General features: G+C 63.2%; 27 protein-coding genes. 16 read left to right on the top strand and 11 right to left on the bottom strand.

Annotated elements, in window-relative coordinates:
- Positions 1 to 153 precede the first annotated feature (153 nt).
- Complete coding sequence (locus QQL85_RS16345; RefSeq protein ID WP_284354511.1) at positions 154 to 1,047, bottom strand: LysR family transcriptional regulator; 894 nt, start codon at positions 1,045 to 1,047, stop codon at positions 154 to 156.
- A 97-nt stretch (positions 1,048 to 1,144) separates the two neighbouring features.
- Between QQL85_RS16345 and QQL85_RS16340 the strand changes: the two genes are divergently transcribed.
- The 4 genes from QQL85_RS16340 to QQL85_RS16325 all read left to right on the top strand — a co-directional run bounded on the left by QQL85_RS16340 (position 1,145) and on the right by QQL85_RS16325 (position 4,318).
- Positions 1,145 to 1,531 (top strand): CidA/LrgA family protein, encoded by a 387-nt coding sequence (locus QQL85_RS16340; RefSeq protein WP_284354510.1) that lies wholly within the window; start codon positions 1,145 to 1,147, stop codon positions 1,529 to 1,531.
- The gene (locus tag QQL85_RS16335) at positions 1,521 to 2,207 is read left to right on the top strand and encodes an LrgB family protein (RefSeq protein WP_016713477.1); all 687 of its coding nucleotides are present in this window, start codon (positions 1,521 to 1,523) and stop codon (positions 2,205 to 2,207) included. The genes QQL85_RS16340 and QQL85_RS16335 overlap by 11 nt, the downstream gene beginning before the upstream one ends.
- A gap of 176 nt (positions 2,208 to 2,383) precedes the next feature.
- Positions 2,384 to 3,289 carry an alpha/beta fold hydrolase gene (locus tag QQL85_RS16330; protein ID WP_284354509.1) on the top strand — a complete coding sequence of 302 codons (906 nt, stop codon included), beginning with the start codon at positions 2,384 to 2,386 and terminating at the stop codon, positions 3,287 to 3,289.
- A gap of 114 nt (positions 3,290 to 3,403) precedes the next feature.
- Positions 3,404 to 4,318: an SDR family oxidoreductase gene (locus QQL85_RS16325; RefSeq protein WP_284354508.1), complete on the top strand. Its 915-nt coding sequence runs from the start codon at positions 3,404 to 3,406 to the stop codon at positions 4,316 to 4,318.
- A 251-nt stretch (positions 4,319 to 4,569) separates the two neighbouring features.
- Here the strand turns inward: QQL85_RS16325 and QQL85_RS16320 are convergent, their stop codons facing one another.
- The gene (locus tag QQL85_RS16320; RefSeq protein WP_284354507.1) at positions 4,570 to 5,352 is read right to left on the bottom strand and encodes an IclR family transcriptional regulator; all 783 of its coding nucleotides are present in this window, start codon (positions 5,350 to 5,352) and stop codon (positions 4,570 to 4,572) included.
- Between the two features lie 174 nt (positions 5,353 to 5,526).
- Between QQL85_RS16320 and hmgA the strand changes: the two genes are divergently transcribed.
- The 3 genes from hmgA to maiA are packed head-to-tail and all read left to right on the top strand — an operon-like array spanning position 5,527 to position 8,769.
- On the top strand, positions 5,527 to 6,828 hold the full coding sequence (gene hmgA / locus QQL85_RS16315; RefSeq protein ID WP_284354506.1) for a homogentisate 1,2-dioxygenase: 1,302 nt from the start codon (positions 5,527 to 5,529) through the stop codon (positions 6,826 to 6,828).
- A gap of 3 nt (positions 6,829 to 6,831) precedes the next feature.
- On the top strand, positions 6,832 to 8,124 hold the full coding sequence (gene fahA, locus QQL85_RS16310; protein ID WP_284354505.1) for a fumarylacetoacetase: 1,293 nt from the start codon (positions 6,832 to 6,834) through the stop codon (positions 8,122 to 8,124).
- 12 nt (positions 8,125 to 8,136) lie between these two features.
- Entirely contained in the window at positions 8,137 to 8,769 is a 633-nt protein-coding gene (gene maiA / locus QQL85_RS16305; protein WP_284354504.1) for a maleylacetoacetate isomerase, read from the top strand.
- On the opposite strand, the gene QQL85_RS16300 is transcribed toward maiA, so the two are convergent.
- Positions 8,763 to 9,569 (bottom strand): SirB1 family protein, encoded by an 807-nt coding sequence (locus QQL85_RS16300; RefSeq protein ID WP_284354503.1) that lies wholly within the window; start codon positions 9,567 to 9,569, stop codon positions 8,763 to 8,765. The genes maiA and QQL85_RS16300 overlap by 7 nt on opposite strands.
- 124 nt (positions 9,570 to 9,693) lie before the next feature.
- Here QQL85_RS16300 and QQL85_RS16295 point away from each other — a divergent pair, with 124 nt between their 5' ends.
- A complete protein-coding gene (locus tag QQL85_RS16295) occupies positions 9,694 to 10,713 on the top strand; it encodes a Leu/Phe/Val dehydrogenase (protein WP_284354502.1) in 1,020 nt (339 codons plus the stop codon).
- Positions 10,714 to 10,775: 62 nt separating this feature from the next.
- On the opposite strand, the gene QQL85_RS16290 is transcribed toward QQL85_RS16295, so the two are convergent.
- Positions 10,776 to 11,039 (bottom strand): YebG family protein, encoded by a 264-nt coding sequence (locus QQL85_RS16290; RefSeq protein WP_016489064.1) that lies wholly within the window; start codon positions 11,037 to 11,039, stop codon positions 10,776 to 10,778.
- 223 nt (positions 11,040 to 11,262) lie between these two features.
- On the opposite strand from QQL85_RS16290, the gene QQL85_RS16285 reads away from it, so the two are divergent.
- On the top strand, positions 11,263 to 11,733 hold the full coding sequence (locus QQL85_RS16285; RefSeq protein WP_284354501.1) for a phosphate-starvation-inducible protein PsiE: 471 nt from the start codon (positions 11,263 to 11,265) through the stop codon (positions 11,731 to 11,733).
- 89 nt (positions 11,734 to 11,822) lie between these two features.
- Here QQL85_RS16285 and QQL85_RS16280 read toward each other — a convergent pair whose 3' ends face one another.
- From QQL85_RS16280 to QQL85_RS16265, 4 genes are all read right to left on the bottom strand, one after another.
- Positions 11,823 to 12,170, bottom strand: coding sequence for an HPF/RaiA family ribosome-associated protein (locus QQL85_RS16280; RefSeq protein ID WP_284354500.1), 348 nt, complete (start codon positions 12,168 to 12,170; stop codon positions 11,823 to 11,825).
- A 178-nt stretch (positions 12,171 to 12,348) separates the two neighbouring features.
- A complete protein-coding gene (gene fecA / locus QQL85_RS16275; RefSeq protein WP_284354499.1) occupies positions 12,349 to 14,673 on the bottom strand; it encodes a TonB-dependent Fe(3+) dicitrate receptor FecA in 2,325 nt (774 codons plus the stop codon).
- Positions 14,674 to 14,767: 94 nt separating this feature from the next.
- Positions 14,768 to 15,694: a FecR domain-containing protein gene (locus QQL85_RS16270; protein WP_284354498.1), complete on the bottom strand. Its 927-nt coding sequence runs from the start codon at positions 15,692 to 15,694 to the stop codon at positions 14,768 to 14,770.
- A complete protein-coding gene (locus tag QQL85_RS16265; protein WP_284354497.1) occupies positions 15,691 to 16,203 on the bottom strand; it encodes a sigma-70 family RNA polymerase sigma factor in 513 nt (170 codons plus the stop codon). Before QQL85_RS16265 ends, QQL85_RS16270 begins: the two co-directional genes overlap by 4 nt.
- 139 nt (positions 16,204 to 16,342) lie before the next feature.
- On the opposite strand from QQL85_RS16265, the gene QQL85_RS16260 reads away from it, so the two are divergent.
- The 6 genes from QQL85_RS16260 (at position 16,343) to QQL85_RS16235 (ending at position 22,613) form a co-directional block, all read left to right on the top strand.
- Positions 16,343 to 16,648 carry a DUF3649 domain-containing protein gene (locus QQL85_RS16260; RefSeq protein WP_086975342.1) on the top strand — a complete coding sequence of 102 codons (306 nt, stop codon included), beginning with the start codon at positions 16,343 to 16,345 and terminating at the stop codon, positions 16,646 to 16,648.
- Positions 16,645 to 18,219, top strand: coding sequence for a PepSY-associated TM helix domain-containing protein (locus tag QQL85_RS16255; protein WP_284354496.1), 1,575 nt, complete (start codon positions 16,645 to 16,647; stop codon positions 18,217 to 18,219). The genes QQL85_RS16260 and QQL85_RS16255 overlap by 4 nt, the downstream gene beginning before the upstream one ends.
- Complete coding sequence (locus tag QQL85_RS16250) at positions 18,219 to 18,545, top strand: DUF3325 domain-containing protein (protein WP_284354495.1); 327 nt, start codon at positions 18,219 to 18,221, stop codon at positions 18,543 to 18,545. Before QQL85_RS16255 ends, QQL85_RS16250 begins: the two co-directional genes overlap by 1 nt.
- A 22-nt stretch (positions 18,546 to 18,567) precedes the next feature.
- Positions 18,568 to 19,125 (top strand): RNA polymerase sigma factor, encoded by a 558-nt coding sequence (locus QQL85_RS16245; protein WP_284354494.1) that lies wholly within the window; start codon positions 18,568 to 18,570, stop codon positions 19,123 to 19,125.
- The gene (locus tag QQL85_RS16240) at positions 19,122 to 20,102 is read left to right on the top strand and encodes a FecR family protein (RefSeq protein WP_284354493.1); all 981 of its coding nucleotides are present in this window, start codon (positions 19,122 to 19,124) and stop codon (positions 20,100 to 20,102) included. The genes QQL85_RS16245 and QQL85_RS16240 overlap by 4 nt, the downstream gene beginning before the upstream one ends.
- 120 nt (positions 20,103 to 20,222) lie before the next feature.
- The gene (locus tag QQL85_RS16235) at positions 20,223 to 22,613 is read left to right on the top strand and encodes a TonB-dependent siderophore receptor (protein ID WP_284354492.1); all 2,391 of its coding nucleotides are present in this window, start codon (positions 20,223 to 20,225) and stop codon (positions 22,611 to 22,613) included.
- A 71-nt stretch (positions 22,614 to 22,684) separates the two neighbouring features.
- On the opposite strand, the gene QQL85_RS16230 is transcribed toward QQL85_RS16235, so the two are convergent.
- Positions 22,685 to 23,560, bottom strand: coding sequence for a helix-turn-helix transcriptional regulator (locus QQL85_RS16230; protein WP_284354491.1), 876 nt, complete (start codon positions 23,558 to 23,560; stop codon positions 22,685 to 22,687).
- A gap of 185 nt (positions 23,561 to 23,745) precedes the next feature.
- Here QQL85_RS16230 and QQL85_RS16225 point away from each other — a divergent pair, with 185 nt between their 5' ends.
- Complete coding sequence (locus QQL85_RS16225; RefSeq protein ID WP_284354490.1) at positions 23,746 to 24,648, top strand: DMT family transporter; 903 nt, start codon at positions 23,746 to 23,748, stop codon at positions 24,646 to 24,648.
- 72 nt (positions 24,649 to 24,720) lie between these two features.
- Here QQL85_RS16225 and QQL85_RS16220 read toward each other — a convergent pair whose 3' ends face one another.
- Positions 24,721 to 25,695 carry a 2-hydroxyacid dehydrogenase gene (locus QQL85_RS16220; RefSeq protein ID WP_284354489.1) on the bottom strand — a complete coding sequence of 325 codons (975 nt, stop codon included), beginning with the start codon at positions 25,693 to 25,695 and terminating at the stop codon, positions 24,721 to 24,723.
- Between the two features lie 78 nt (positions 25,696 to 25,773).
- Positions 25,774 to 26,721 carry a LysR family transcriptional regulator gene (locus QQL85_RS16215; RefSeq protein WP_016713499.1) on the bottom strand — a complete coding sequence of 316 codons (948 nt, stop codon included), beginning with the start codon at positions 26,719 to 26,721 and terminating at the stop codon, positions 25,774 to 25,776.
- Positions 26,722 to 26,828: the final 107 nt, after the last annotated feature.

Below are 26,828 nucleotides of genomic sequence, written 5' to 3'. Positions count from 1 at the left end.
CCTGATGAAAAATCAGGACGAATACATCACCAAAGGTGTCAAAACAGCTTGCTGAAAACCATAGAATCTCCCACAGGGACAGCACAGCTTTAAGCCGTGTGCAGTACCTGTGGGAGCGGGTTTACCCGCGAAGAGGCCAGCAAGGCCAATTCATTACTTGCTGCCAGGTACCGGCCACTCGCGCAACAAGGCCAACCACGCCTGCGCCGCCCGTGACAGGTAGGCGCCACGCCGCCAGATAAAGGCGATGTCCCAGCGCAAATCCGCCGGCGAACGTAGCGGCAAACGCACCACCCCAGGGCGCTCCAGCGCTTTTGCCACCACACGGGGCAGCAACACCACGCCCTGGCCTGCCGCCACCAACGCCGCCAAAAAGTCCGCCTGGCCACTGCGGCCGCCTTCCTTCGGGGTGAACCCTTGCTGCTGGCACGCCTTCAGTAACCGGTCATTAAGCACAAAACTGCGTTGATACAGCAGAAACGGCGTATCGGCCAGTTGCCCCAGGTCCACCCCGTCCAGGCCCGCCAAGGCATGGCCAGCTGGCAGCAGGGCATCCAGTGGCTCGTTGCAGAATGGCTGGTAGTCGAACGTGTCGTCATTGGGTGTCAGGCTGCCGCCCAGTTCCAGTTCACCACTCCTGACCGCCTGTTCGACGCTGCGGCTGCCGCCTTCGAGCAACTGGATCGCAATGTTCGGGTGACGCCGCCGATACTCGGCGAACAGACCGGCGAACAAGGCGTCACTGCCCAGCATCGGCAAGCCCAGGCGCAACTCGCCACGCTCCATCTGGCTGAGGTCGTCCAGCTCGTTCAGCAGTGCCTGACGCTGGCGCAGCAGGGCCTCGCCACGCTCCAGCACAATACGCCCGGCAGCCGTCAGGTGCAGCTGCGAGGCCTGGCGCTCCAGAAGTGGCTGGCCCACATCTTGCTCCAGCTGCGCCACCTGCTTGCTCACGGCGGATTGACTGATGTGCAGGGTTTGCGCCGCCGGGGTAAAACCTCCGCGGTGGACCACTTCGATGAAACTGCGCAGCTGTTTGAATTCCATGCTCTGAATTCCATTCTGGAATGGCGGCCAGTCTAACAATTCGCTTCTGGCCTAGGCAGTCGAATCTTAAAATGAGGGCCTGTCGAGGAACCCCACCATGAAACCCGCGTTGTTGAAAAAAGCCCTGCGTCTGCTCGTCGAGTTGGCGATTCTTTGTGCCCTGTTCCTGCTTGGCGGCGAGCTTGCCAGCTGGCTGGGCTGGCCGATTCCCGGGGGTGTGATGGGCCTGGCATTGCTGTTGATACTGTTCGCATCCGGTGTGCTCAAGCCGGCCATGCTGCAGCGGGGTGCCGGCTGGCTGATGGCCGAGATGCTGCTGTTCTTCATTCCGGCGCTGATGAGCCTGCTGGACTACGGCTCGCTGATCCGTGACGAGGGCTGGCGCATCTTGCTGGTGATCGCCGTGAGCACGTTGATGGTGATGGTCGTGACCGCACTCACCGTGGAACTGGTGTGCCGCTGGAGGCTGCGCCATGAGCCTTGAACCCATGCCGCTGTTCTGGCTGGCGCTGACCTTGCTGGCCTACTTGGGCAGCCGCTGGCTGTACCGGCGCAGCGGGCGTTACCTGTTGTCGCCGTTGATCCTGGTACCGGTACTGCTGCTGGCGGTAGCGGTGCCGCTGCACACCGCCTATGCCGAGTATGCGCGCAACACCCACTGGTTGATGAGCGTGCTCGGCCCGGTGACCGTAGCCTTCGCGGTACCTATCTGGCAGCAGCGGGCGATGCTGGCGCGCCACTGGCCGGCACTGATGGTGGGCATGGTCGCCGGTAGCAGTGCCTCGATCGCCAGTTCCTGGGGGCTGGCGCACCTGCTGGCGCTGGACAGTGCGACCAGCCTGTCACTGGTGCCACGTTCGATCACCACGCCGTTTGCCATGCCGTTGGCCCATGACCTGGGAGGCGTGCCAGAGCTGACAGCGGTATTCGTGATGTTCACCGGCGTGCTCGGCGCCATGTTCGGCGGCGTGCTGCTGCGTTGGTTGCCGTTGCGCACGCCGTTGGCACGGGGCGCGCTGTTTGGCGTAGGTGCGCATGGTGCCGGGGTCAGCCGGGCACAGGAGGTGGGCCGCGAGGAAGGCTCGGTGGCCGGTCTGGTCATGGTGCTGACCGGCCTGCTGAACCTGTTCGCGGCACCGTTGCTGGCCCTGTTGCTCTGACCGTTCGTGCCACTGACTCGCACAGTCATCAAGCTGGCTGGCAACGCAAGTTCCAGCCATTGGGCTGCTGGCTAGACTTTGCCTCGACATAGAGAGCACATGTATGTGCCGAGGTGACATGCAATGACCGCAGCCTTGCCCTATCCCGTCCCTATCATTTCACCAGGTTACTTCTGATGCCTATGGCCGAAATTCCATTGAGCGTCTGGCGTACCCGGGGACAAAGCTTCAACTTCCGGGGCCAGAGCATCCGCTACTGGACCGCAGGGCAAGGAGAGCCCCTGCTTCTGTTACACGGCTTCCCCACTGCCAGCTGGGACTGGCACTACTTGTGGGGGCCTTTGACGCAACGCTTCCGGGTGATCGCTTGCGACATGCTCGGTTTTGGCGATTCGGCCAAACCGGTCGATCACGCCTACAGCCTGATGGAGCAAGCGGACTTGCAGCAGGCCTTGCTCGGCCATTTGCAGGTCGACCAGCCCGTGCATCTGCTGGCCCACGACTACGGTGGCAGCGTGGCCCAGGAGTTGCTGGCGCGGCACCACGAACAGCGTGCCGACATAGCCAGCTGCGTGTTCCTCAACAGCGGCCTGTTCCCCGAAAGCTGCCGCATGCTGCTGATCCAGAAACTGCTGCTTAGCCGGTTCGGCTGGCTGGTCGGGCGCTCGTTCGGGCGTGACGACCTGGTGCGCAACGTGACCCAGGTCTACGGCCCCTGTACCCACCCCAGCGAAAGTGCCCTGGATGACTTCTGGAGCCTGATCGCCGCCAACCGGGGCACGCGCATCCTGCACAAGCTGGTGGGCTATATGCCCGAGCGCAGGTTGCACCGCGAACGCTGGGTCGGGGCGATGCAGCGCAATGGCGTGCCACTGCGCTTCATCAATGGCGTGGTCGACCCGCTTTCCGGCGGGCACATGCTGGAGCGTTACCGACAACTGGTGCCGGAGCCGGACACCGTGCAGTTGCAGGGCATCGGCCATTACCCGCACACCGAAGCGCCGATGCAGGTGCTACGCCATTACCTGGCCTTTCGTGAGCAGCCGCTGAGCTACTCTCCACAGAAGGTGGCGTGGTCCTGAGCGGGCCTCATCTCCCTGCGTTATTGCCAGGCATTCAGCCTGCGTGAGCTTGATTGTCTGCCTGCCGCTGGCGGCGGACACTTGGCTGACCTGAACCTGCCTGGAGCCATGAGCATGAGCGAGCCTGTCCGTCTGCAAGATCGCGTGGTGATCGTCACCGGGGCCGGCGGTGGCTTGGGACGTGCCCATGCGCTGCTGTTCGCCGCTCGTGGTGCCAAAGTCGTTGTCAACGATCTCGGCGGCTCTACCCATGGTGAAGGTGCCAACGCCTCGGCCGCTGACCGGGTCGTGGAGGAAATCCGCGCCGGCGGCGGCGTTGCCATCGCCAACCATGACTCGGTCAGCCAGGGGGCACATATCGTCGAGCAGGCCCTGGACAGCTTTGGCCGGGTCGATGTGCTGGTGAACAATGCCGGCATCCTGCGTGACAAGACCTTCCACAAGATGGACGACAGCGACTGGGAGCAGGTTTACCAGGTGCATGTGGAAGGGGCCTTCAAGGTCACCCGGGCCGCTTGGCCACACCTGCGCGAACAGAACTGGGGGCGGGTGATTTTCACCGCTTCTACCTCTGGCATCTACGGCAACTTCGGCCAGGCCAACTACGGCATGGCCAAGCTGGGTCTGTACGGGTTGACCCGGACCCTGGCGATCGAAGGGCGCAAGCACGGCATCCTGGTCAATGCCATAGCACCTACCGGCGGCACCCGCATGACCGAAGGGCTGATTCCGCCTCAGGTATTCGAGCGGCTCAAACCCGAACTGGTCAGCCCGCTGGTGGTGTATTTGGGGAGCGAGCAGTGCCAGGGCACAGGGGAATTGTTCGAGGTGGGTGGCGGCTGGGTGGGCAAAGTGCGCTGGGAGCGCAGCCTGGGGGTGGGCTTTGATCCGCGTGAAGGCTTTACCCCGGAGCAGGTGGCGGAGAACTGGGCGAGGATTGGTGATTTTGAGGGGGCGGTGCACCCGCAGGACAGCTTGCAGGCGTTGCAGCAGATGATGGCCAACCTGCAAAAGTACTCGCTGAACTGAATTTGTATTACCTGTACCGGCGAATGAATTTTTCAGGGTAAAAAAAAAGGCCGCTGCAAGCCGCAGCGGCCAATCGAGACGTCAGATCAAGGAGCTTCAAAATCTACGTCGGTGAAACCTCGCAGGCCTGAAAGGCGGGGGGAGTGCCCTTCATGCCGGCCAGTGAGTTAAGAATAAGCGCTTGATCCTGTGGGAAAAATAGCCGCTTATGACATTCACCTTTACGTAGCGGGCAATAGTGCCGCAGGCACTCAGTCGGCGGGCGAGTAGCCCATGCGCCAGCTGGCTTCCTGCGCTGCCGCCAGTAGCCGTTGTGCTGCCGGGCCACGCTCGTCGGCATGGAAAATCGACGTTGGCCCGACCACGGTCATCACCGCAGCGACTTGCCCCATGGCATTGAACACCGGGGCAGACAGCGCATCTACCCCAGGCATCAGCAAGCCGTGTACATGGTGCAGGCCACGTTCTCGAATGCCGGCCAGCACGGCTTGGTAATCATTGGCGTTGTGCTGCAGGGCGGCCAGCTCGCGGTCACGCAATTCCACGGTCTCGCGCTCGGGCAGGTAAGCGGCGAACACCAGGCCGGTAGACGAGGTGAGCAGCGGTAGCACCGAGCCGATTTGCGTGACCACGGTGACCGCACGTACCGCCGGTTCAATGCTGACCACGGTCGCGCCCTGGTTACCCCACACGGCAATGAAGCAGCTCTCGTTCAGTTCGTCGCGCAGTTGAGACAGCGGCAGCGCGGCAATCTTCAACACATCGATGCTGCCCAGTGCTGCCAATCCCACCCGCAAGGCTTCGCGCCCCAGGCCGTAATGGTTGGTGGCGCTGTCTTGCTCCGCGAAGCCGCTGGCAATCAACGCCTGCAGGTAACGGTGCACCTTGCTCGCCGGCATTTGCACATGTTCCGCCAAGCGTGACAGCGAAGTGGAAGGGGAGAGCTCTGCAAGCGCCTTCAGGATGTCGGTGCCGACCTCCGCCGAGCGGACTTTCTGCTTGCCGTTGTCGGCGGGGGAGCTGGCTTTGGTCATGAACATCGGCTTCCGGATTCTTCAAGTCGGGCCTTTATAGCTTGACGCCAAGCGCGGAGCAAATTACGTTATTCGTAATCTGATTACGATAAAAACAATGCAGACGCGCTGCCACCCCACACCGGGCCAGCAGCCAGCTGCCCGCAACGGCTCGGTCAGAGCCCGGAGGCATCGATGAATCGCGACACCTCACCCGACCTTCACTACCTCAGCGGCTTCGGCAACGAGTTTGCAAGCGAAGCGCTGCCTGGGGCTTTGCCGGTCGGGCAGAACTCGCCGCAGAAGGCGCCCTACGGGCTGTATGCCGAATTGCTCTCGGGCACGGCGTTCACCATGGCCCGCAGCGAGCTGCGCCGCACCTGGCTCTATCGTATTCGCCCGTCTGCACTGCACCCCCGTTTCGAGCGTCTGGCGCGCCAGCCACTGAGCGGGTCACTGGGTGGGATCAACCCCAACCGCCTGCGCTGGAGCCCGCAGCCGATTCCTGCTGAACCGACCGACTTCATCGAGGGCTGGCTGCCGATGGTGGCCAACGCTGCGGCGGAAAAACCGACCGGCGTGAGCATCTACATCTACCGCGCCAACCGTTCCATGGAGCGGGTGTTCTTCAACGCCGACGGTGAGCTGCTGCTGGTGCCGGAGCAAGGTCGCCTGCGCATTGCCACCGAACTGGGTGTGATGGAGGTCGAACCGCTGGAAATCGCGGTGATCCCGCGTGGCATGAAGTTCCGCGTCGAGCTGCTCGATGGCAAGGCCCGAGGCTATATCGCCGAAAACCACGGTGCGCCGCTTCGCATTCCGGAACTGGGCCCCATCGGCAGCAACGGCCTGGCCAATCCGCGCGACTTCCTCACCCCGGTGGCGCACTACGAAGAGGCCCAAGGGCCGGTGCAACTGGTGCAGAAGTTCCTGGGTGAGCACTGGGCCTGCGAACTGCAACACTCGCCGTTGGATGTGGTGGCCTGGCATGGCAGCAACGTGCCGTACAAGTATGACCTGCGCCGCTTCAACACCATCGGTACCGTCAGCTTCGACCACCCGGACCCGTCCATTTTCACCGTGCTGACTTCGCCCACCAGCGTGCATGGCCTGGCCAACATGGACTTCGTGATCTTCCCGCCACGCTGGATGGTGGCCGAGAACACCTTCCGTCCGCCGTGGTTCCACCGCAACCTGATGAACGAGTTCATGGGCCTTATCAGTGGTGCCTACGATGCCAAGGCCGAAGGTTTCCTGCCGGGTGGCGCGTCGTTGCACGGCGTGATGAGCGCCCATGGGCCCGACGCCGAAACCTGCGAAAAGGCCATTGCCGCCGACCTGGCGCCGCACAAGATCGACAACACCATGGCTTTCATGTTCGAGACCAGCCAAGTGCTGCGCCCGAGCCAGCACGCCCTTGAATGCCCGCAATTGCAGGCCGACTACGATAGTTGCTGGGCCACCTTGCCGAGCACCTTCAACCCGAACCGGAGATAACCCATGAACCACACTGCCAATGCCCGTAGCTGGGTCGAGCACGCCAACGGGCACAGCGACTTCCCGCTGCAGAACCTGCCTTTGGGCATTTTCAGCCGGCCGGGTGAAGCCAAACGCTGTGGCGTGGCCATCGGTGATGCGATTCTTGACCTGGAGGCGGTGCTGGCCGCCGGCCTGTTCGATGGTGCCGCCAAGGCTGCCGTCGAAGCCACCCGCGGCGGGGCGCTGAACGCATTCTTCGCATTGGGCCGCAATGCCCGCGTTGCGCTGCGCGAGCGCTTGCAGGTGTTGCTCGGCGAACACAGCGAACACCAGACGGCCCTGAAGCCGACGCTGTATCCAGCCAGCGCCTGCCAACTGCATGTGCCAGCGCAGATCGGTGACTACACCGATTTCTATGTAGGCATCGAGCACGCCAAGAACGTGGGCAAGCTGTTCCGTCCCGACAACCCGCTGCTGCCCAACTACAAGTATGTGCCGATCGGTTATCACGGCCGCGCTTCGACCATTCGCCCGTCCGGCACCGACGTACGCCGGCCCAAGGGCCAGACCTTGCCGGCCGGGCACACCGAGCCGAGCTTCGGCCCTTGCGCACGGCTGGACTACGAACTGGAGCTGGGTATCTGGATTGGCCAGGGCAATGACATGGGCCAGGCGATTCCGGTAGGCGATGCCGCCGAGCATGTGGCCGGCCTGTGCCTGCTCAACGACTGGTCGGCGCGCGATATCCAGGCCTGGGAATACCAGCCATTGGGGCCGTTCCTGTCCAAAAGCTTCATCACCACCATTTCGCCCTGGGTCGTCACCGCCGAAGCATTGGAGCCATTCCGCTGTGCTCAGCCGGCACGCCCTGAAGGCGACCCGCAGCCACTGTCATACTTGCTCGACAAGCGCGACCAGGCTGCCGGTGCATTCGATATCGAGCTTGAAGTACTGCTGCTGACCGAGCGCATGCGCGAACAGGGCGTTGCCCCACACCGCCTGACCCTGAGCAACACCCGCAGCATGTACTGGACCGTGGCGCAGTTGGTGGCGCACCACAGCGTCAATGGTTGCCAGTTGCAACCGGGCGACCTGTTCGGTACGGGTACCTTGTCGGGCGCCACGCCGGGTTCTTACGGCAGCCTGCTGGAGATCACCGAAGGCGGCAAGCTGCCGGTGGAACTGGCCAGCGGCGAGGTGCGCAAGTTCCTCGAAGACGGCGACGAAATCATCCTGCGGGCCCGCTGCATGCGTGACGGCGTGGCCAGCATCGGCTTCGGCGAATGCCGTGGCACGGTTATCGCGGCCAACTGAGGAGGCAGGGGTATGGAGCTGTACACCTATTACCGTTCCACCTCGTCCTACCGGGTGCGCATCGCGCTGGCACTGAAGGGGCTGGCTTACCAGTCCCTGCCGGTCAACCTGTTGCAGGGTGAGCAGCGTGGGGCGGGCTATGTTGCCATCAACCCGCAGGGCCGCGTACCGGCCTTGCGTACCGATGGCGGTGAATTGCTGGTGCAGTCACCAGCAATCATCGAGTACCTGGAAGAGGTTTATCCACAGCCTGCGCTGCTGCCCGCCACTGCCGAGGCGCGGGCCAAGGTAAGGGGCGTGGCGGCGATCATTGGCTGCGATGTTCACCCGCTGCACAACGTGAGCGTACTCAACCGGCTGCGTCAGGCCGGGCAGGACGAGGGCCAGGTCAACCAGTGGATCGGCCACTGGATCAGCCAAGGGTTGGCGGCGGTGGAGCAACTGATCGGTGATCATGGCTTCTGTTTCGGTGACCAACCGGGGCTGGCGGATGTGTACCTGATTCCGCAGCTGTACGCCGCCGAACGCTTCAACATCGACCTGGACAGCTTCCCGCGCATCCTGCGGGTTGCCGCACTGGCCGACGTGCACCCGGCGTTCACCCAGGCTCACCCCGCCCAGCAGCCGGACAGTCCGGCTCAGTGAAGCGAACGGTTCGCCGCCGGAAGCTTGCCGATTCGCTCGGACAGCTTCAGGCGCTGGACCGGATCTTCTGTCAGTAGCAGCGCGTGCTCCAGGTCGAAGCGCTCGGCCTGTGGGCAATCCAGGTGCTGGTACAGCGAGGCGCGGGTCACATAGTCGCTGACTTGTACCGGGCCCAGTTGCATGATCCGCTCGGCATCGATCAGGGCGGCCAGGTGGTCGTCATTGCTGATGTGCAACTGGCGAAGGTTGCGTGACAGGCGCTGCAGCATCTGCAGCGGGCTGGCACTGCGCATGTGCTCAGCCGTCAGCGCAACGTGAGGGCCAAACTGGCGGGCCAGTAGCTCACGGCAATCGTTGGGGTAAAGCCGCCGGCCACCGCAGGGGTCAAGCAGGTGGTCGGCACCCGGTACACGCAGCAGGAAATGGCCAGGGAAACCCACCCCCTCCAATGGAATAGACAACCGCCGGGCCAGCTCCAGGGCGAGGATGGCCAAAGTCAGCGGTTGGCCACGGCGGCGTAGCAGCACCTTGTCCATCATTGCCGCCTGCGGGCGCAAGGGGTGAAGTTCGTCCTGCTGGAAGCCCAGCGCATTGAGCTGGCGCAGCAGCGGCTGGGCCAGTTCGCACAGCGGCAGCATCGGCAAGTTGGTACTGATGGCACGCTGCAGGTCTTGCAGCACGGCAAGGCTGGCCGCAGGCTCGACACTCCGGTCGTGCTCGGCAGCAATCCACAATGCGGCTTCCAGCAGGGCGACAGGCTCGCGTTCCAGGCAGGCCAGGCAGGCTTGACGTGGCTTCATGGGGCTTCTCCACACACGCTTGAGTATTAGCCGTGGCGCGCGGTTTCGTCCAGTGGTCTGGCGGCGACGTCGGCGCCAATGCGGTGCCTATACTGGAAGGAGCACCTCGTGGGGGAGCCTGTCGATGTTCGCACTGATGCAAAGCACCCGTACCCAGTCTCTGCACCTTTTCAACGACCCGCCTACGGGCCTGAAAGCGGTGGTGGCGATCCACAGTGAGCAGTTGGGCCCGGCCATGGGCGGTTGCCGCTACCTGCCTTACGCCGATGACGAAAGCGCCATGACTGACGCGATTCGCCTGGCCCAAGGCATGAGCTACAAGGCGGCACTGGCGGGCCTACCGCTGGGTGGCGGCAAGGCAGTGATCATGCGCAACCCGCATGTGGAAAACCGCGCCGCGCTGTTCGAGGCCTTTGGCCGCTTCATTGATACCTTGAATGGTCGCTTCATCATCGCCGTGGACAGCGGCACCTCGACCCTGGACATGGACTGCATCGCCCAGAGCACACTCCATGTGACCAGCACCACGGCCTCAGGTGACCCCTCACCACATGCGGCCATGGGCGTGTTCGCTGGCATCCGCGCCACGACTTCGTTCCGGCTGGGCAGCGATGATCTCAGAGGCCTGCGGGTGGCGGTGCAGGGCTTGGGCAATGTCGGTTTTGCGTTGGCGGAGCAACTGCATGCGGTGGGCGCGGAGTTGCTGGTCAGCGACCTGGACCCTGGGCGTGTACGGCTGGCGATGGAGCAGTTCGATGCAAAGCCGGTGACCAACGATGCGTTGATCAGCACCCCTTGCGATATCTTCGCCCCCTGCGGTGTGGGGCCGGTGCTGAACGGGCAGAGCGTGATGCAGTTACGCTGTGCGGCAGTGGCCGGGGCTGCGAATAACCAGCTGACTACCTTGCAGGTGGCAGACCAGCTGGAGTCGCGCGGGATACTGTATGCGCCTGACTATGTGATCAATGCCGGTGGGCTGATCTATGTGGCGCTGACCCATCGTGGCGAGGACCTGGGCACCATCACCGCGCACCTGGCGCGGATACCTTCACGGCTGACCGAAGTGTTTGGCCATGCGCAGGCGGAAAAGCGTTCGCCGGCGCGGGTAGCGCAGATGCTGGCTGAGCGTTTGTTGTATGGCTGAAACTGGATGTTCGCTTTGCTGGCCTCTTCGCGGGCTTGCCCGCGAAGCAGGCGCCACCGATATCACTCGGCAGCACCACCTTCCAGCAACTCGGCCAACGCATCCGGCTGGCTCTTGAACGCCCGGGCGAACACGTCGCGGTTCTTGGCCATGTAGATACCGGCTTCCTCAACCTGCTGCTCGGTCAGCGATGGCACCGCCTTGTGCAGCACTTCGGCCAGTCGCTCGGCCAGTTCGAGCATTTTGTCGTGACGGTCTGCTTCGGCCTTATCCATGAACAAGCGCTCCGGGTCGCGGCTGCTGCGGTACACCACTTCGACGGCCATTCATCACCTCTATGCCTTTTTGCTGGTTGTATTGCGATTACTGTATCCATATACAGTAATGGCATTTGCCATCATCGTGCAACCTGATTCTTCAGCCTAGCCCAGACGTGCCTTGCGGCAATCGGTCACCTTCCAAGCCAAGGGCCTGGCCCTTTAACTGCATGGCACAAGCGTCACACCGGTGACGCATCATCCTTAAAGACGTATCGGGGAATGGAACATCGTGAACATCAAATGGGCAGAAAAGCTGCGCAAGGGCCTGCACGGTTCGGCGGACTCGCTGGGCAACCTGTGCGTCGAGGCCTTCCATTACCTGGCGCTGTTCGGCATTGGCGCGATCACCGCTTATGCGGCGGTGATGACCTTCCTGGACATGCTCGGCAAGGGTGGGATCAGTGTCGATGACATCCTGCTGCTGTTCATCTACCTGGAGCTGGGGGCCATGGTTGGCATCTACTTCAAGACCAACCACATGCCAATCCGCTTCCTGCTGTATGTGGCCATTACCGCGTTGACCCGCCTGCTGATCGGCGATGTTTCGCACCACAAGGCGCCGGACGAAGGGCTGCTGTACCTGTGCGGGGGCATCCTGTTGCTGGCGTTCTCGATCCTGGTGGTGCGCTACGCCTCGTACCGCTACCCCTCGACCAAGGTGCTGGATGCCAATGGCAAGGAAGTGGAGGAGGGCAAGTAGCCCTCGGTTGATCATGTAATCGCGTTTTCGACTGTTGATCGCTAAACACAAAAACGCCCGGCTCCAGGCCGGGCGTTTTGCATTGCCGATCAGGCGTCTGGGTCACTCAGCTCCAGGGCGCCGCGCTTGCTGCGCAGCTTGCCGTAGAAGTGTTCCAGCGCGTGGTTGAGCTTGGTGGCGGCACCGTCGACTGCCTGGTCCAGCGAAGTGGCGGTGTGGGTCACTGAAATCGGTTGGTGGCCTTTGGGGCGAGCCTCCATCTGGCAGCGTTTGTCATGCGGTCCGGGCTTGGCGCCGTTCTCGTCGCGCAGGTGAACCTCGATGCGGGTGAGGTCTTCTTCGTAACGTTCCAGTGAGTTCTGCAGAGTGCTGCGGACCCACTCGTCGAGCCGGGCGTTGCCTTCGAAATGGTTGCTGCTGTTGACCTGGATTTGCATGATTCAATCCTTATTCAGCTTGCTCGCATGGAGACGCGCCTAGGCCCTTGAGACCCTTGGAATTTCTGCGCCTCTTGACTCTAAGGTCAGGCAACTGCGAAATGAATTCAACCCCTTTTTGAAAATAAATTTCTTGTTGCAAAAGGGGCCTGCAAAGCGGCCCCCCATTTGCTTTCGGTCAGAACTCCACCGACGTCTGCACATACAGGGTGCGTGGCTCACCCACATATTTGCCTTTGTTGTTGTCATCGTAAGAGCGCGTGTAGTACTCGCGATTGAACAGGTTCTTCACCCCAACCGCCACTTTCAGGTTCGACAACTGCGGGCCAAAGTCGTACCCGGCGCGGGTGCTGACCAGCATGTAGCCGGGAATGCGACCGGTGCTGCCATCGGCGCTTTCGGTGCTGGTGTTGGCGTTGTCGGCGTACTGGCTGCTCTGGAAGCTGCCGTCCAGGTTCAGCTGCCAGGGGCCCTCGGTGTAGCCCACGCCCAGGTTGCCCTTGTGGCGCGACGAGAACGGCACCTGGTTGCCTTTGTTCGGCCCGTCCTCACGGATGGTGGCGTCAACGAATGCATAGCTGGCATGCACGTCGAAGCCGGCCAGGGCCGGGCTCAGGCCATCCAGTGCATAGCGAATGCTGGTCTCGATACCTTGGTGACGGGTTTCGCCACGGGCGATCACCGAGTCGTTGGTCTGGTTGCTTTCATACTGGTTGTCGAAGTTGATCAGGAATGCACCGATCTCGGCCTGCAGGTCGCCGCTGTCGTAGCGGGTGCCGACTTCCCAGGTGCGCGCCTTTTCCGGTTTCACTTCGCCGCTGCTGACCCGGTTAGGCATCTGGCTGTACTGCACGCTGCCGAACGAGCCTTCGGTGTTGGCGTACAGGTTCCAGCTGTCGGTCAGGTGATACATCACGTTCAGGGCTGGCAGCGCAGTGTTGTAGCTGCCCTGATAGCGCTGGCCGTTGAGCTTGTTGCTCTGTTCAGAGTCGATCATCTCGTAGCGCACGCCCGGGGTGATGGTCCAGCGGCCGATGTCGATGCGGTCATCCAGGTAGATGGCGTGGGCTTCGGTGCTGCCACGGGTGTCGCGGTCGTTGCGGCTGGCGGTGGTCGGCAGGTTGCCATTAACCGGCTCGCGGAAGCGCAGTTCGTGGCCGGCTTCGTTGACGTAGCGGTAGCCGATGCCCAGTTCGTGCCAGCTGTCGCCCAAGGCCACGCCCTGCGAGAAGCGGGTTTCGATGCCGCGTACCCAGTACTCGCGTGGCGACAGCGAGACGAAGCTGCCCTGGTCCAGGTAGCCGCTGCGCAGGGTCTTGGTGAAGAAGCTGTTGACGCTGAACTGGCGGTCGTCCTGCTTGTAGTCGTAGCCGAAGTTGAACAGAGTGCGGCGGCCCCAGAACTTGTCTTTCAGGCGCGTGGACTGGTACGGGTCGGCGTCGAAATCGGCAGTGCTCAGGCCGCCGGGCATGTCCGCCTCGCCCTCGTAGTACTGGGCCATGGCGTGCAGGCTGTTGGCTTCGTCCAGTTGCAGCTTGCCCTTGAGGATCAGGTCGTCGATCTGCGTGTCGCTGTGTTCGCGCCAATCACCACCACGGGTGCCGGAGTACAGCAGGGCACCGCCCAGGCCGTTGGCATTGGTGCCGCCAACCAGCAGGTTGGCGCTGTTCTTGAACCCGTCGTGGCTGGAGGATGGGCTGATCTGGTTTTGCATGGCGGCCTTGAACGTGGCCTGCTCGGGGATCGCCCGGGTGACGAAGTTGACGATGCCGCCGACGTTCTGTGGGCCGTAGCGCACCGCGCCGCCGCCGCGCACCACATCCACGGCGTCCATGTTACCCATGCTCAGCGGTGCCAGCGACAGCTGCGGTTGGCCGTAGGGGGCGAAGGGCACCGGGATGCCGTCCATCAGCACGGTCGAGCGCGATGCCAAGCGCGGGTTGAGGCCGCGGATGCCGAAGTTCAGCGCTAGGTCGTGGCTGCCGGTGCCGTTGTTGTCGGGGGCGTTGACCCCGGGAATGCGGTTGAGCACTTCACGGGCGGTGGTCGCGCCGTTGCGCTCGAATTCCTCGCGGCGCACTACGTCGCGGGCGCCGGGGTGCTCGAATACGTTGTCCTGCTGCGCTTCGGCCAGCCAGTCCCCGACCACGGTGGAGGCACCGAGTTCGACCGGGGCGCCAGCGGTGGGGGTATCGATGGGCAGCAGGCTGAAGGCGTTGTCGGTTTCCTGCCGCACTTGCAGGCCGCTGCCGCGCAGCAGCGTGTCGAGGCCTTGGCGCACGTCGTACTGGCCGTCCAGGCCCTGAGTGTTGATACCCTGGGTCAGTTGCGAGCCGAACGAGATCAGCGCACCGCTTTCGCGGCCGAACTGGTTGAGGGCGTCTTCAAGAGAACCGGCGGCGATGTGGTAGCTGCGGGATTCGGCATGAGCGGCAGGCATGGCCAGGCCGAGGGTGGTGGTGAGCAGCAGGGCGTGAACGAACGGGCTGGGGCGCAACGGCATGGGTCGGGTCCTGAAAGAGGGGTTCTGCCATGTCTGTCACGCGAGGCTGGGAAAATGGCTCAGTCGAATTGAAAATAATTTGCCTGTACTGGCCCTAACCGATTTTTGGTTCGACCGTCACCCAGTAGCGGGTGAACTGCTTCACGCGCACCGGCAACGCCACCTCCAGCATCTGCAAAATGCGTTCACTGTCATCCAGCGGATACGACCCTGAAATACGCAAGTCGGCGACCCGCTCGCTGCACCTCAGTTGCCCGTGGCGATAGCGCCCAAGCTCGGCGAGGAAATCCGCCAGACGCATCTGCGAGGCCACCAGCATGCCGTCGACCCAGGCGCCGACATTGCGGTCGAGTGCCGACACCGAACGCCAGGCGCCCGTGAAGCGTGCCTGTTGCCCGGCCATGAGCGGCTGCCCTTGTGCGCTGGCCCCGCCTTCGAACACCGACACCAGGCTATACCCGTCGAACCGGCGTACGTTGAAGCGCCCGCTGTCCAGGAGCAATACACCCTCACCAGTATGTAGCTGCAACGGCCGTGAATCACTGGCCACTTGCAGTGCCAGTTCGCCCTCGAACAGCTGCACCAACCGCTGCTGCCCGTCGAAACGCACATCGGCTGCGCTGCGGGTGTTGAGCTGCAGCACGCTGCCGTCACCCAGTTGCATGCGTCTGCGCTGACCGATCGGGCTGCGGTAGTCGGCCATCATCCCGGGAAGGGGGTTGTGCTGTTGCAGGCCAAGCCCCGTGGCACTGGCCACACCGACCAGCAACAAGGCCTTGAGCGCCCGCCGCCGGGCTGACGATTGCGGGGCTTGCAGCGTTGCGTGCACCACCGGCGAGGACACCCCACGCAAGCGTTGGTTGACCTGTTGGATATGCGCCCAGGCCCGCTGATGCTCCAGGTCGGCCTGCAACCAGCGGTCGAAGGCCAGCTGTTGCGCCTGGCCGAAGTCATCGCCTTGCGACTCGATCAACCAATGCACGGCCTGCTCGGCCACTTGCGGGGAAAACGAGGCGTTCACAGGGCGAAGTAGCAGCGCATCGCTGCCTTGTTCAGGTAGCGCTTGACCGTGGCCAGCGAAATGCCCAGTTCGCGGGCGATTTCACCTTGACCCAAGCCATCGACCTGGGCCAGCAGGAAGGCGCGTTTGACCAAAGGTGGAAGACCGTCCAGCAGGTGGTCGAGCACTAGCAGTGTCTCGAAGATGATCGCCTTCTGTTCCTCGCACGGCGCGACCTCTTCCGGTACCTGTGCGAGCGCTTGCAGGTAGGCGCGCTCCAGCTCCTGGCGGCGGAAGTGGTTACACAATACGCGCTTGGCCACTGTGGCTAGGAACGCACGCGGTTCCACCAACTGGGGCGCCTCGCGCGCCTGGAGCAGGCGCATGTAGGTGTCCTGGGCCAGATCGGCGGCGCTGTGCGGGCAGCCCAGGCGGCGGCGCAACCAGCCGGTGAGCCAGTTGTGATGGGCGTGGTACAGGCCTTCGACCGTCGATGTAAGCGCGCTGGTCACCGTGATACTCCGGCGCATGACAGCGCAACTGGTAGTAAGAATTGTTCGCATTGTATGGGCGGGCGGTTTTTTCGGCAATCGTCGGCTGTCAGCAGGCTTTGCTTATGAGAATTGAAATCATTATTATTGCAGCCCCGAAAACGCCCGGACCTTCGCCATGACGCGTAAAACCGCCGGCCTCCCGCTCAGTTACCGGCTGGCCGTTGCCTCGCGCAGCCTGGCCGCGCTGCTGGGTGGCTACCTGCTGGCGTCCATGGCCAGCGTCTGCATTGCCTTGGTGGCACCGCTACCAAAAGTCGATGCCACGCTCACCGGCCTGCTGCTGTCGTTCGTCTTCTACCTGTTGGCATTCATCTGGTGCTTCGCCTGCCGCAGCGCCTGGCGTGCCTGGCTGGGTGTACTGGCGCCAAGCCTGTTGTTGGGTATGGTCAGCGGCGTTGCCTACTGGATGAAAAACCCATGAAAGAAGGCTTCCGCCAGGCGATGGCCTGGCTGCACACCTGGACCGGCCTGATCTTCGGCTGGCTGTTGTTCGCCATCTTCCTCACCGGCACGTTGTCGTATTTCAAGGAAGAAATCACCCACTGGTCGCAACCCGAAGTGCGCAGCCATGCCTTGGATCCGGTCAATAGCCTGGGGGTGGCCCAACGTTACCTGCAGGACAATGCCGGCCATTCGGGCACCTGGTTCATTCGCATGCCCAACGCGCGCGAGGCCGCCTTGAGCGTGGGCTACCGCGACCCCAATGGCGGGCCACGCGGGTTCGTCAGCAAAACCCTCGATACCCAGACCGGCCAGCCGGTGGAAGCACGCGACAGCCGCGGTGGAGAGTTCTTCTACCGCTTCCACTTCCAGTTGCAAATGCCACACCCGTTTGGCCGTTGGCTGTCGACCTTCTGCGCACTCATCATGCTGCTGGGGCTGGTCACCGGCATCATCACCCATAAGAAGATCTTCAAGGAGTTCTTCACCTTCCGCCCCGGCAAGGGCCAGCGCTCCTGGCTGGATGGGCACAACGCCATCGGCGTGCTGGTGCTGCCGTTTCACCTGATGATCAGCTACAGCAGCCTGGTGCTGTTCATGTACATGGTGATGCCGGCGGGCATCATGGCCAGCTATGGCAATGACACCGGCAAGTACTTCAACGACCTGTTTGGCCGTGACGATGCGCCCAAGGCAGCCCATGTGGCTGCACCGCTGGTGCCGTTGCCCAGCCTGTATGCCCAGGTGCAGGCACTGCAACCCGGCGCGCGCATTGGCAACATCCAGGTGCAGAACCCGGGCGACAGCAATGCCCGCGTCACCTTGACGCAATCGGCTGCCGACCATGTGGCTTACCGGCGCAGCGCCAACTGGACCTTCGATGGCGCCAGTGGCGAGCTGCTGAGCCAGGGCAAGCCAGAGAGTGGGGCAATGATGACCGCCTTCAGTTTCGCCGGGCTGCACATGGGCAACTTCGCCGGTCCTTGGTTGCGCTGGCTTTACTTCTTCTTTGGCGTGGCCGGTACTGCGGTGATCGGCACCGGGCTGGTGATGTGGCTGGGCAAGCGCCAGCTCAAGCACGCGAAGAGCGAACACATGCCGGGCGAGCTGCGCCTGGTCGAGGTACTCAATATCGCCAGCATGAGCGGGTTGCTGCTGGCAGTGGCGGGCTTCTTCTGGGCCAACCGGCTTATCCCGATGGGGGTCGAAGGCCGGGGTGACTGGGAGGTCAACGCCTTCTTCATCGCCTGGGGTCTGTCGCTGGTGCACGCCGTGCTGCGCAGCGGGCGCAGGGCCTGGGGTGAGCAACTGGCGCTGGGTGCGCTGGCCTTTGCCTTGCTGCCGTTGCTCAACGGCCTGAGCACCGACCGAGGCCTGAACCATTCGGTACTGGAGGGTGACTGGGCCATGGCCGGATTCGACCTGACAGCCTTGAGTACCGGCCTGTTCCTGGCCTGGCTGGCGCTGAAGATGCTGCGTAGCCCCAAACCGGTTACCAAGCGGCCACGCGTGGCAAAAAGGCCGAGTACTGAAACGGCGGAGGCAAGCTGATGCTGGGTAACGCACTCATCGCATTCGCGGGTTTTGTTGCACTGTGCCTGGCCATGGAAAAACACTTCAGCGACTTGCTCGGGCGCAAGCCGCGTGCCGGGCAGTTGCGTCTGTTGCGTATCGCCGGTTGGTTGCTGCTGATGCTATCACTGGTCCTCAGCGTGCACCTGCGTGGCTGGGCCCATGGCCTGGTGGAGTGGACGGCGGTGATGATGGCCGGGGTAACCTTGTGGGTGTTCGGCCTGCCTTACCAGCCGCGCCTGTTGCTGGGCCTGGCTGCCGCCAGCGTGGTGCTGGGCCCGTTGCTGGCCGTGTTCGCAGTGTGAGCCCGTGAGCGAGCCTGGGGACATGACCGAACTGGACGCCGAGCACAGCGGCGGGCGTGCACGCTTCGTCCAAGTGTTCCTGGCCCAGCGGGCGCGCATGGAGGCGCTGGTCAGCCGGCGGATCGGCTGCCGCGCCACGGCATCGGACCTGGTCCAGGAGCTGTTCCTGCGCTTCTGGCGCCGGCCCGAGGTCAAGGTCGAAGCGCTGGACACCTACCTGCTGCGTTGCGCCGGTAACCTCGCCATCGACCACCTGCGCAGTGAAGGCAGCCGCGAACGCCTGGCTGAAGCCGCGTTGTCAGTGGACGAAGTGACCACTTCCCAGGCGCCAGAACAGGCCCTGGAAGTGGACCACGACCTGCAACGTATCGAAGCCGCTTTGCGCGCCTTGCCCGAGCGCACCCGGCAGATCTTTTTGCTCAACCGCATTCACGGCTGCAAGTACGGTGAGATCGCTATCGCCATGCAACTGTCCCAGAGTGCCGTGGAAAAGCATATGATGCGCGCCCTTGAAGCGTGCAAGGCCAGTGTTGCCGAGCCCGCGCCCACCCCACGCCGGCCGGGGAGTGCCCGTCGATGAGCAGCATGCCCCCCATCTCCGAGTCGCAATCCCAGGCTGCATTGCAATGGCTCAGTCGCATCAACGAGCAGCCCGCGCAAGCCGAGGGCGCGGCGTTCAAGCGCTGGTTGCTGGCTGACCCCGGGCACCGTGCCGCCTACGAACAGGCTCAGGTGCTGTGGCAGAAAAGTGCCGCCCCGGCGCAGCGGTTGGCCGACGAAGAACAGCAAGCCCTGCAACGTTACCTCGATGCCATGGCCAGGCCGCCGGTCCGTGGTCCGTGGAGGCGTGTGGCGGCGTTGGCGATGGCGGCCTGCCTGGTGCTGGCCGTGGGTATTGTCGGTGGTTGGCACCCGGGGTACTGGTTGCAGGACCTGCAGGCTGACTACCGCAGTGCCGGGCAGGTACGCCAAGTGACCTTGGCCGACCAGTCGCAGGTCACGCTTGATGCGGGTAGCGCCATTGCGGTCGATTTCGCCCAAGGGGAGCGCCGTGTGCGGTTGCTTCATGGCGCGGCGTTTTTCCAGGTGACGCATACCGGCGAGCCGTTCCTGGTCGAAGCTGCAGGTGGCGAGGTACGGGTGCTGGGTACCCAGTTCGAAGTGCGCGAGCAGGGCGAGAGCGCCCAGGTGACGGTGCGCAGTGGGCGTGTGGGGGTTAGCCCGGCGCCGGGCGTTTTGGCGCGTGAGCTGACGGCCAACCAGCAGGTGGTCTACAGCGCAGGCAGGGTAGGTGACACCCAGGTGGTGGACAGCGACAACCGCCTGGCCTGGCGCCAAGGCTGGCTGAATTACTACCAGGTACCGTTGGCGCAGGTGGTGGAAGACCTTGGGCGCTATTACCCGGGGCGTATCCTGTTGCTGGATGGCGAACTGGGGCAGCGCAAGGTCAGCGGCAGTTTCCAGGTGGGTGAACCGTTGCTGGCGCTGGATTCGCTGGGCAAGGTGATGGGTTTTTCGCGGCAGACGGTATTGGGGCGTTTGACGCTGATTCGATAGAGGCCTGTGCAGGCAAAAAAATAATTTCAATCAACGGGTGAGGTAACAGGACGTGGCATCCGTGTAATGAGTGGAAGTGCGATTCATTCGCAGTCATCACCCTCTCACAGGTCAGCGTCCATGAAGTTCACCCCGCGTTGCGTCCCTCTCTGGCTCGGCCTTGCCATGCTCCCGGCCATTGTTGTCGCCCCCTTTGCCAGCGCCGCCGAGCAACAGCAGACCTATGCCTTCGCCCAGCCGGCCCAGCCCCTGGCCCAGGCGCTCAACGCCTTCAGCCGCACCACCGGCCAGAGCGTGGTCTACACCCTGGAACTGCCGGGTGTGCAGGCGCCGGCACTGAACGGCCGGTTCAGCGCCGAACAGGCCCTGCAACAGCTGCTGGGCAACGCCGGGCTGGCCTGGCGACGCGTCGATGCACGCACCCTGACCCTGGAAGCAGTGGACACCTCCGGCGTCCTCAACCTGCAGGCCACCACCGTGACCTCGCAAATGGACGTGTACAGCTACCAACCGCCGGCCACCGCCTCGATCATGCGTGGGCAGGGCCCGAACCAGGATATCCCGCAGGCCATCAACGTGGTGCCAGCCCAGGTCATCCGCGACCAGGCCCCACGCAACCTCGATGATGCCTTGGCCAATGTCAGTGGCATCACCCAAGGCAACAACTTTGGCGGCACGTCCGACACCGTGATGAAGCGCGGCTTCGGCGACAACCGCGACGGCTCGATCATGCGCGATGGCATGCCCATCGTGCAGGGTCGTAGCCTCAACGCCAGCACCGAGCGGGTCGAAGTGCTGAAGGGGCCGGCCTCGCTGCTGTACGGCATCCAGGACCCGGGCGGGGTGATCAACGTGGTCAGCAAGCGCCCGCAACTTGAGCAATACAACGCCCTGACCGTGCGTGGCTCCACCTACGGCAGCGGCAAGAACGGCAGCGGTGGCGGGTTTGACAGCACCGGCGCATTGGGCGACAGCAACTTCGCCTACCGCCTGATCGTCGACCACGAAGACGAAGACTACTGGCGCAACTACGGCGTGCACCGCGAATCGTTGGTGGCGCCGTCGCTGGCCTGGCTGGGCGAAGACACCCAGGTGGTGCTGGCCTACGAGCACCGCGAATTTCTCTCTCCCTTCGACCGTGGCACCGCCTTTGGCAACAACGGGCACCCGTTGAATATCCCCGCCACGCGGCGCCTGGACGAGCCGTTCAACGACATGGAAGGGCGCTCCGACCTGTACCGCCTGGAAGTCGACCATCAGTTGGCCGATGACTGGAAGCTGCACTTTGGCTACAGCTTCAACCGCGAGACTTACGATGCCAGCCAGGTACGCGTGACGGGCGTGGATGAAAAGACCGGCACACTCTCGCGAAGCATCGATGGCACCCACAACGCCATGAGCCGTGACCAGTTCGCCACCTTGAGCCTGGCGGGCAACGTGGAAGTGGCCGGTATGCAGCACGACCTGCTGTTCGGCGTCGACCATGAGGACCGCAAAATTTATCGCGGTGACCTGATCCGCCAGACTGCTCAGTCCACGTTCAGCTATGTAAACCCGGTGTACGGCCAGGAAGTGGAAGGCACCAGCATAGGTGCCAAAGAGAGTGACCAGACCGACAAGCTGCGCACCGACGCACTGTTCGTGCAGGATGCGCTGCACCTGGATGAGCACTGGATCCTTGTGGCGGGTGCCCGCTTCCAGCAGTTCGACCAGTACGCCGGTCGCGGTCGCCCGTTCAAGGTCAATACCGACATCAGTGGCCAGGCCTGGGTACCTCATGCCGGAATCGTCTACAAGGTTGACGAGCAACTGTCGTTCTATGGCAGTTACAGCGAGTCGTTCAAGCCCAACTCCACCATCGCGCCGCTGACCGGCAATGTTGTAATCGACTCGTCGGTGGCACCGGAAGAAGGCAAGTCGTGGGAATTGGGGGCCAAGCTCGACATGCCGGGCCGTGTCACGGGCACCCTGGCGTTGTTCGATATCACCAAGCGCAATGTGCTGGTTTCGAACTTTGACGCCCTCAGTAAAGAGACGGTGTACAGCAACGCCGGCGAGGTCAGCTCGCGGGGAGTCGAGCTCGACCTGACGGGACAGCTCAGCGAGCACTGGAGCCTGATTGGCAGCTATGCCTACACGGATGCCAAAGTGACCGAAGACCCCGCCCTGCAGGGTAACCGCCTGCAGAACGTGGCCAAGCACAGCGGCTCGTTGTCGGCCGTGTACGACTTCGGCAGCCTGTTCGGGGGCGACAAGCTGCGGGTGGGCGCAGGTGCGCGTTATGTGGGGGAGCGGCCGGGCAACTCGACCAACACCTTCGACCTACCGTCCTACACCGTGGCCGATGCGTTCGCCAGCTATGAGACCAAGCTGGATGAGCACAATGTGCGCTTGCAGCTGAATGTTAAGAACCTGTTCGACAAGGTGTACTACAGCTCGGCGGTGAACCAGTACTTTGTGGCGATTGGGGATGCGCGACAGGTTAGTCTGTCGAGTACCTTTGAGTTTTGAGCCGGCCTGTACCGGCCTCTTCGCGGCTAAAGCCGCTCCTACAGGGACCGCGTTACCCTGTGGGAGCGGCTTTAGCCGCGAATGGCCCAACGATACTCCCCAGGTGTTGCGCCAAGGGCCTGTTTGAACCGGTTGCTGAAATGGCTGGCACTGGCAAACCCGCACATCAAGGCAATTTCCCCCAGCGGCATTTCCCCCAGCCGCAACAGCCCACAAGCCCGGTGCAGCCGCCGGGCCAGCAGGTACTGGTGTGGCGGTAGTCCGAAGCTGGTGCGGAACATGCGCGCAAAGTGGTATTCGGACAGGTTGCAGCGCAAGGCCAGTTCACCCAGGGTAATTGGCTGATCCAGGTGTGCTTCGATGTACTCGACCATCTGCCGGCGCAGGTTTGGCGCCAGCCCGCCTTTCAGGCGCAGGCCTTGGCGCAGCCCGACCTGGCTGAGCAGCGCATGGTCGACAATATCGTGCGCCAGGCAGCTGGCCAGCAGGCGCTCGCCGGGCTCGTCCCAGTCCAGGGTAATCAGTTGGCGAAAGCGCGCGGCCTGTTGCGGGTCGTCGAGAAAGGTCGCTTCCTGCAACTGCAGTTCACGCGGCTCCCGGTCCAGCAGTCGCACGCAACCCAGGGCAAACTGCGCCTCGCTGACATACAGGTGCGCCAGGCGGATTGCACCATTGACCACCCAGTTCGATTCCTGCCCGGCCGGCATCACGCACAGTTTGCCCGGCGCGCCTTTGTCGGCCGGGCGCTGGCGGCGGAAGGTGCCGGTGCCGTCGGCGATGTAGCACGACAGGGTGTGATGGGTCGGTGCCTGATAATCGCGGGCATCATCCCGGTTGCTCCACAACGCAGCCGCCAGCCCATCGCCCAGGTGCGCGCTCAGCTCCAGCCGGGCGTGGGGCGAGGCGTGCATGGCGTTGAACACTTGCAACTGCGTGAGTGGGGTCATGGGCGAATCCTCTTGCCAGCCATCCTACTGCGGCTGTGGTCGAGTGACATCTACCGGGGCAAGAAAAGCGCAAGTTTGTGCAAGCAGGCAAACGCTGATCGGAAGAACACTGGCGATCCCTGTGGGAGCGGGCTTGCCCGCGAAGCGCCGGGCACCGATCTTGAAAGGCCCAAGGAACCACCGCCATGAACCTGTCACTCTACCTGCTCACCGTCCTGATCTGGGGCACCACCTGGATCGCCCTGAAACTCCAGCTGGGCGTGGTCGCCATCCCGGTTTCGATCGTCTACCGCTTTGCCCTGGCCGGGCTGATCCTGTTCGCCTTCCTGCTGCTCACCCGCCGCCTGCAACCCATGAGCCGCCGTGGCCACCAGATCTGCCTGGCTCAGGGCCTGTGCCTGTTCTGCGTCAACTTCATGTGCTTCCTCACGGCCAGCCAGTGGATTGCCAGTGGCCTGATCGCTGTGGTGTTCTCCACCGCAACACTGTGGAACGCACTTAACGCACGGATTTTCTTCGGCCAGAAAATTGCCGCCAATGTACTGGGCGGCGGTGCCCTGGGCTTGCTGGGCCTGGGCCTGCTGTTCTGGCCCGAGCTGTCGCACCACGCGGCCAGCCGTGAAACCTTGTTCGGCCTTGGCTTGGCCTTGCTCGGCACGCTGTGCTTCTCGGCGGGCAACATGCTGTCGAGCATGCAGCAGAAGGCCGGGCTCAAGCCCATGACCACCAATGCCTGGGGCATGGTCTATGGGGCTGCCATGCTGATGGTTTATTGCCTGTTCAGCGGCATTCCTTTCACCATGGAGTGGAACACCCGCTACATCGGTTCGCTGATGTACCTGGTGATTCCGGGTTCGGTGATCGGCTTCACTGCCTACCTGACCCTGGTCGGGCGCATGGGGCCGGAACGCGCGGCCTACTGCACGGTGCTGTTCCCGTTGGTGGCGCTGAATGTGTCGGCGGTGGCCGAGGGGTACCAGTGGACGGCGCCGGCCTTGTTGGGGCTGGTGGCGGTGATGGCGGGGAATGTGCTGGTGTTTCGCAAGCCCAGGGCTCGGGCGGCTGAGAATGTTGTACTGGCTAAATAGATAATGTGTTGCCTGCACTGGCCCTTTCGCGGGTGAACCCGCGAAAGGGCCAGTGCAGGCGATAGAAGGCTATCAGCCCTTCCACACCTGTGGGTTCACCAGGTCCCGCGGCCGCTCACCCAGCAGCGCCGCGCGCAGGTTGTCCATCGCGCGGTTGGCCATGGCTTCGCGGGTTTCGGCGGTGGCCGAACCAATATGCGGCAAGGTCAGCGCATTGGGCAGTTTGAACAGCGGCGAATCGCTCAGTGGCTCCTTCTCGTACACGTCCAGGCCGGCGCCACGGATGGTGCCGTTCTGCAGCGCCTCGATCAGCGCTGCTTCGTCCACCACCGGCCCGCGGGCGATGTTGATCAGGAAGGCGCTTGGCTTCATCAGCTTCAGCTCACGCGCCCCAATCAACTTGCGCGTGGCGTCGGACAACGGCACCACAATGACGACGAAGTCCGCTTCGGCCAGCAGCTGATCCAGGCTGCGGAACTGCGCCCCGAGCTCTTGCTCCAGCGCGGTCTTGCGGCTGTTGCCCGTGTAGATGACTGGCATGTTGAAGCCGAAACGGCCACGGCGGGCCACGGCGGCGCCGATGTTGCCCATGCCGACGATACCCAGCGTCTTGCCATGCACATCGCTGCCGAAGTGGGCCGGACCCACGGTGGCCTGCCAGTTGCCAGCCTTGGTCCAGGCATCCAGCTCGGCGGTGCGGCGGGCGCAGCCCATGATCAGCGAGAAGCCCAGGTCGGCGGTGCTTTCGGTCAGCACATCCGGGGTATTGGTCAGGGCGATGCCGCGTTCGTTGAAGTAGTCCAGGTCGTAGTTGTCGTAGCCGACCGACACGCTGGACACCACCTCCAGCTTGCCTGCGCCTTCAAGCTGGGCACGACCGAGCTTGCGGCCAACGCCGATCAGGCCGTGGGCCTCGGGCAGGGCTTCGTTGAACTGGGCGTTGATGTCGCCGAGCTTGGGGTTCGGCAGGATCACGTTGAAGTCTTGCTGCAGGCGCTCGGCCATGGCCGGGGTGATACGGCTGAAGGCCAGGACGGTCTTTTTCATCGGGCAACTTCTCTGCAAGGCGGTGGTGGATATTGGTTAGCAACCTACCATTGTCCACCCCCGCCGTGCAGCAGCTTTTTAGTTGGCGATCAGCACCTGATGGGTTTTCAGGTCCGCCTCATGGGCCGCGAGAATCTCCGGCAGGGAGTTGCGCAAGTACTCGACCCAGGTCTTGATCTTGGCATCCAGGTACTGCCGCGACGGGTAGATGGCGTACAGGTTCAGCTCCTGCAGGCGGTACTCGGGCAGCACCCGCACCAGGCTGCCATCACGCAGGCCGTCGATGGCCGAGTAGATCGGCAGCACACCCACGCCCATGCCGCTGCGGATCGCGGTCTTCATGGCGTCGGCGGTGTTCACCATGAACGGCGAGCTGGTGATGTTGACCATTTCCTGGCCTTCCGGCCCGTCGAACAGCCACTTTTCCAGCGGGATCACCGGGCTGACCATGCGCAGGCAGGCGTGCTTGAGCAGGTCGGCGGGTTTTTGCGCGCTGCCGTGGCGGGCGATGTAGCCAGGCGAAGCGCAGACGATGCTGTAGGTAATGCCCAGGCGTTGGGACACGAACCCCGAGTCGGGCAGTTCGGTGGCCAGCACGATTGACACGTCATAGCCTTCGTCGAGCAAGTCGGGCACGCGGTTGGCCATGGTCAGGTCGAAGGTCACGTCCGGGTGCGATTCGCGGTAGCGGGCAATGGCATCGACCACGAAGTGCTGGCCCACCCCGGTCATCGAGTGCACCTTCAGCTGCCCTGCGGGGCGTGCATGGGCATCGCTGGCCTCGGCCTCGGCTTCTTCCACATAGGTAAGAATCTGTTCGCAACGCATCAGGTAGCGCTTGCCGGCCTCGGTCAACGCAATGCGGCGGGTGGTACGGTTGAGCAGCCTTGTTTGCAGATGGGCTTCCAGGTTGGAGACCGCCCGCGACACGTTCGCGGTGGTTGTATCCAGCTGCGCGGCGGCAGCGGTAAAGCTGCCGAGCTGGGCTACGCAACTGAAAGCACGCATGTTTTGCAGGGTGTCCATGGGTCACTCTCGATGTAGAGGACGAAATTGTGTCACGAAGTAACGACAAATAGCTGAAAAGTTGCCTTCGACCAAAGGCGGATTATCGCTGTTTTGGTAACAAAGAT

Origin of the sequence: Pseudomonas putida, assembly GCF_030159595.1 — a bacterium.
Lineage (GTDB): Bacteria > Pseudomonadota > Gammaproteobacteria > Pseudomonadales > Pseudomonadaceae > Aquipseudomonas > Aquipseudomonas putida_AC.
Note: the sequence above shows the minus strand (reverse complement) of the source record. Positions and strands in the feature narration are given on the sequence as shown.

Bases quoted from the DNA above. Each gene is read 5' to 3' on its own strand.
- QQL85_RS16345 (WP_284354511.1), bottom strand. From the start codon at position 1,047: ATGGAATTCAAACAGCTGCGCAGTTTCATCGAAGTGGTCCACCGCGGA.
- QQL85_RS16340 (WP_284354510.1), top strand. From the start codon at position 1,145: ATGAAACCCGCGTTGTTGAAAAAAGCCCTGCGTCTGCTCGTCGAGTTG.
- QQL85_RS16335 (WP_016713477.1), top strand. From the start codon at position 1,521: ATGAGCCTTGAACCCATGCCGCTGTTCTGGCTGGCGCTGACCTTGCTG.
- QQL85_RS16330 (WP_284354509.1), top strand. From the start codon at position 2,384: ATGCCTATGGCCGAAATTCCATTGAGCGTCTGGCGTACCCGGGGACAA.
- QQL85_RS16325 (WP_284354508.1), top strand. From the start codon at position 3,404: ATGAGCGAGCCTGTCCGTCTGCAAGATCGCGTGGTGATCGTCACCGGG.
- QQL85_RS16320 (WP_284354507.1), bottom strand. From the start codon at position 5,352: ATGACCAAAGCCAGCTCCCCCGCCGACAACGGCAAGCAGAAAGTCCGC.
- hmgA (WP_284354506.1), top strand. From the start codon at position 5,527: ATGAATCGCGACACCTCACCCGACCTTCACTACCTCAGCGGCTTCGGC.
- fahA (WP_284354505.1), top strand. From the start codon at position 6,832: ATGAACCACACTGCCAATGCCCGTAGCTGGGTCGAGCACGCCAACGGG.
- maiA (WP_284354504.1), top strand. From the start codon at position 8,137: ATGGAGCTGTACACCTATTACCGTTCCACCTCGTCCTACCGGGTGCGC.
- QQL85_RS16300 (WP_284354503.1), bottom strand. From the start codon at position 9,569: ATGAAGCCACGTCAAGCCTGCCTGGCCTGCCTGGAACGCGAGCCTGTC.
- QQL85_RS16295 (WP_284354502.1), top strand. From the start codon at position 9,694: ATGTTCGCACTGATGCAAAGCACCCGTACCCAGTCTCTGCACCTTTTC.
- QQL85_RS16290 (WP_016489064.1), bottom strand. From the start codon at position 11,039: ATGGCCGTCGAAGTGGTGTACCGCAGCAGCCGCGACCCGGAGCGCTTG.
- QQL85_RS16280 (WP_284354500.1), bottom strand. From the start codon at position 12,170: ATGCAAATCCAGGTCAACAGCAGCAACCATTTCGAAGGCAACGCCCGG.
- fecA (WP_284354499.1), bottom strand. From the start codon at position 14,673: ATGCCGTTGCGCCCCAGCCCGTTCGTTCACGCCCTGCTGCTCACCACC.
- QQL85_RS16265 (WP_284354497.1), bottom strand. From the start codon at position 16,203: ATGCGCCGGAGTATCACGGTGACCAGCGCGCTTACATCGACGGTCGAA.
- QQL85_RS16260 (WP_086975342.1), top strand. From the start codon at position 16,343: ATGACGCGTAAAACCGCCGGCCTCCCGCTCAGTTACCGGCTGGCCGTT.
- QQL85_RS16255 (WP_284354496.1), top strand. From the start codon at position 16,645: ATGAAAGAAGGCTTCCGCCAGGCGATGGCCTGGCTGCACACCTGGACC.
- QQL85_RS16250 (WP_284354495.1), top strand. From the start codon at position 18,219: ATGCTGGGTAACGCACTCATCGCATTCGCGGGTTTTGTTGCACTGTGC.
- QQL85_RS16245 (WP_284354494.1), top strand. From the start codon at position 18,568: ATGACCGAACTGGACGCCGAGCACAGCGGCGGGCGTGCACGCTTCGTC.
- QQL85_RS16240 (WP_284354493.1), top strand. From the start codon at position 19,122: ATGAGCAGCATGCCCCCCATCTCCGAGTCGCAATCCCAGGCTGCATTG.
- QQL85_RS16235 (WP_284354492.1), top strand. From the start codon at position 20,223: ATGAAGTTCACCCCGCGTTGCGTCCCTCTCTGGCTCGGCCTTGCCATG.
- QQL85_RS16230 (WP_284354491.1), bottom strand. From the start codon at position 23,560: ATGACCCCACTCACGCAGTTGCAAGTGTTCAACGCCATGCACGCCTCG.
- QQL85_RS16225 (WP_284354490.1), top strand. From the start codon at position 23,746: ATGAACCTGTCACTCTACCTGCTCACCGTCCTGATCTGGGGCACCACC.
- QQL85_RS16220 (WP_284354489.1), bottom strand. From the start codon at position 25,695: ATGAAAAAGACCGTCCTGGCCTTCAGCCGTATCACCCCGGCCATGGCC.
- QQL85_RS16215 (WP_016713499.1), bottom strand. From the start codon at position 26,721: ATGGACACCCTGCAAAACATGCGTGCTTTCAGTTGCGTAGCCCAGCTC.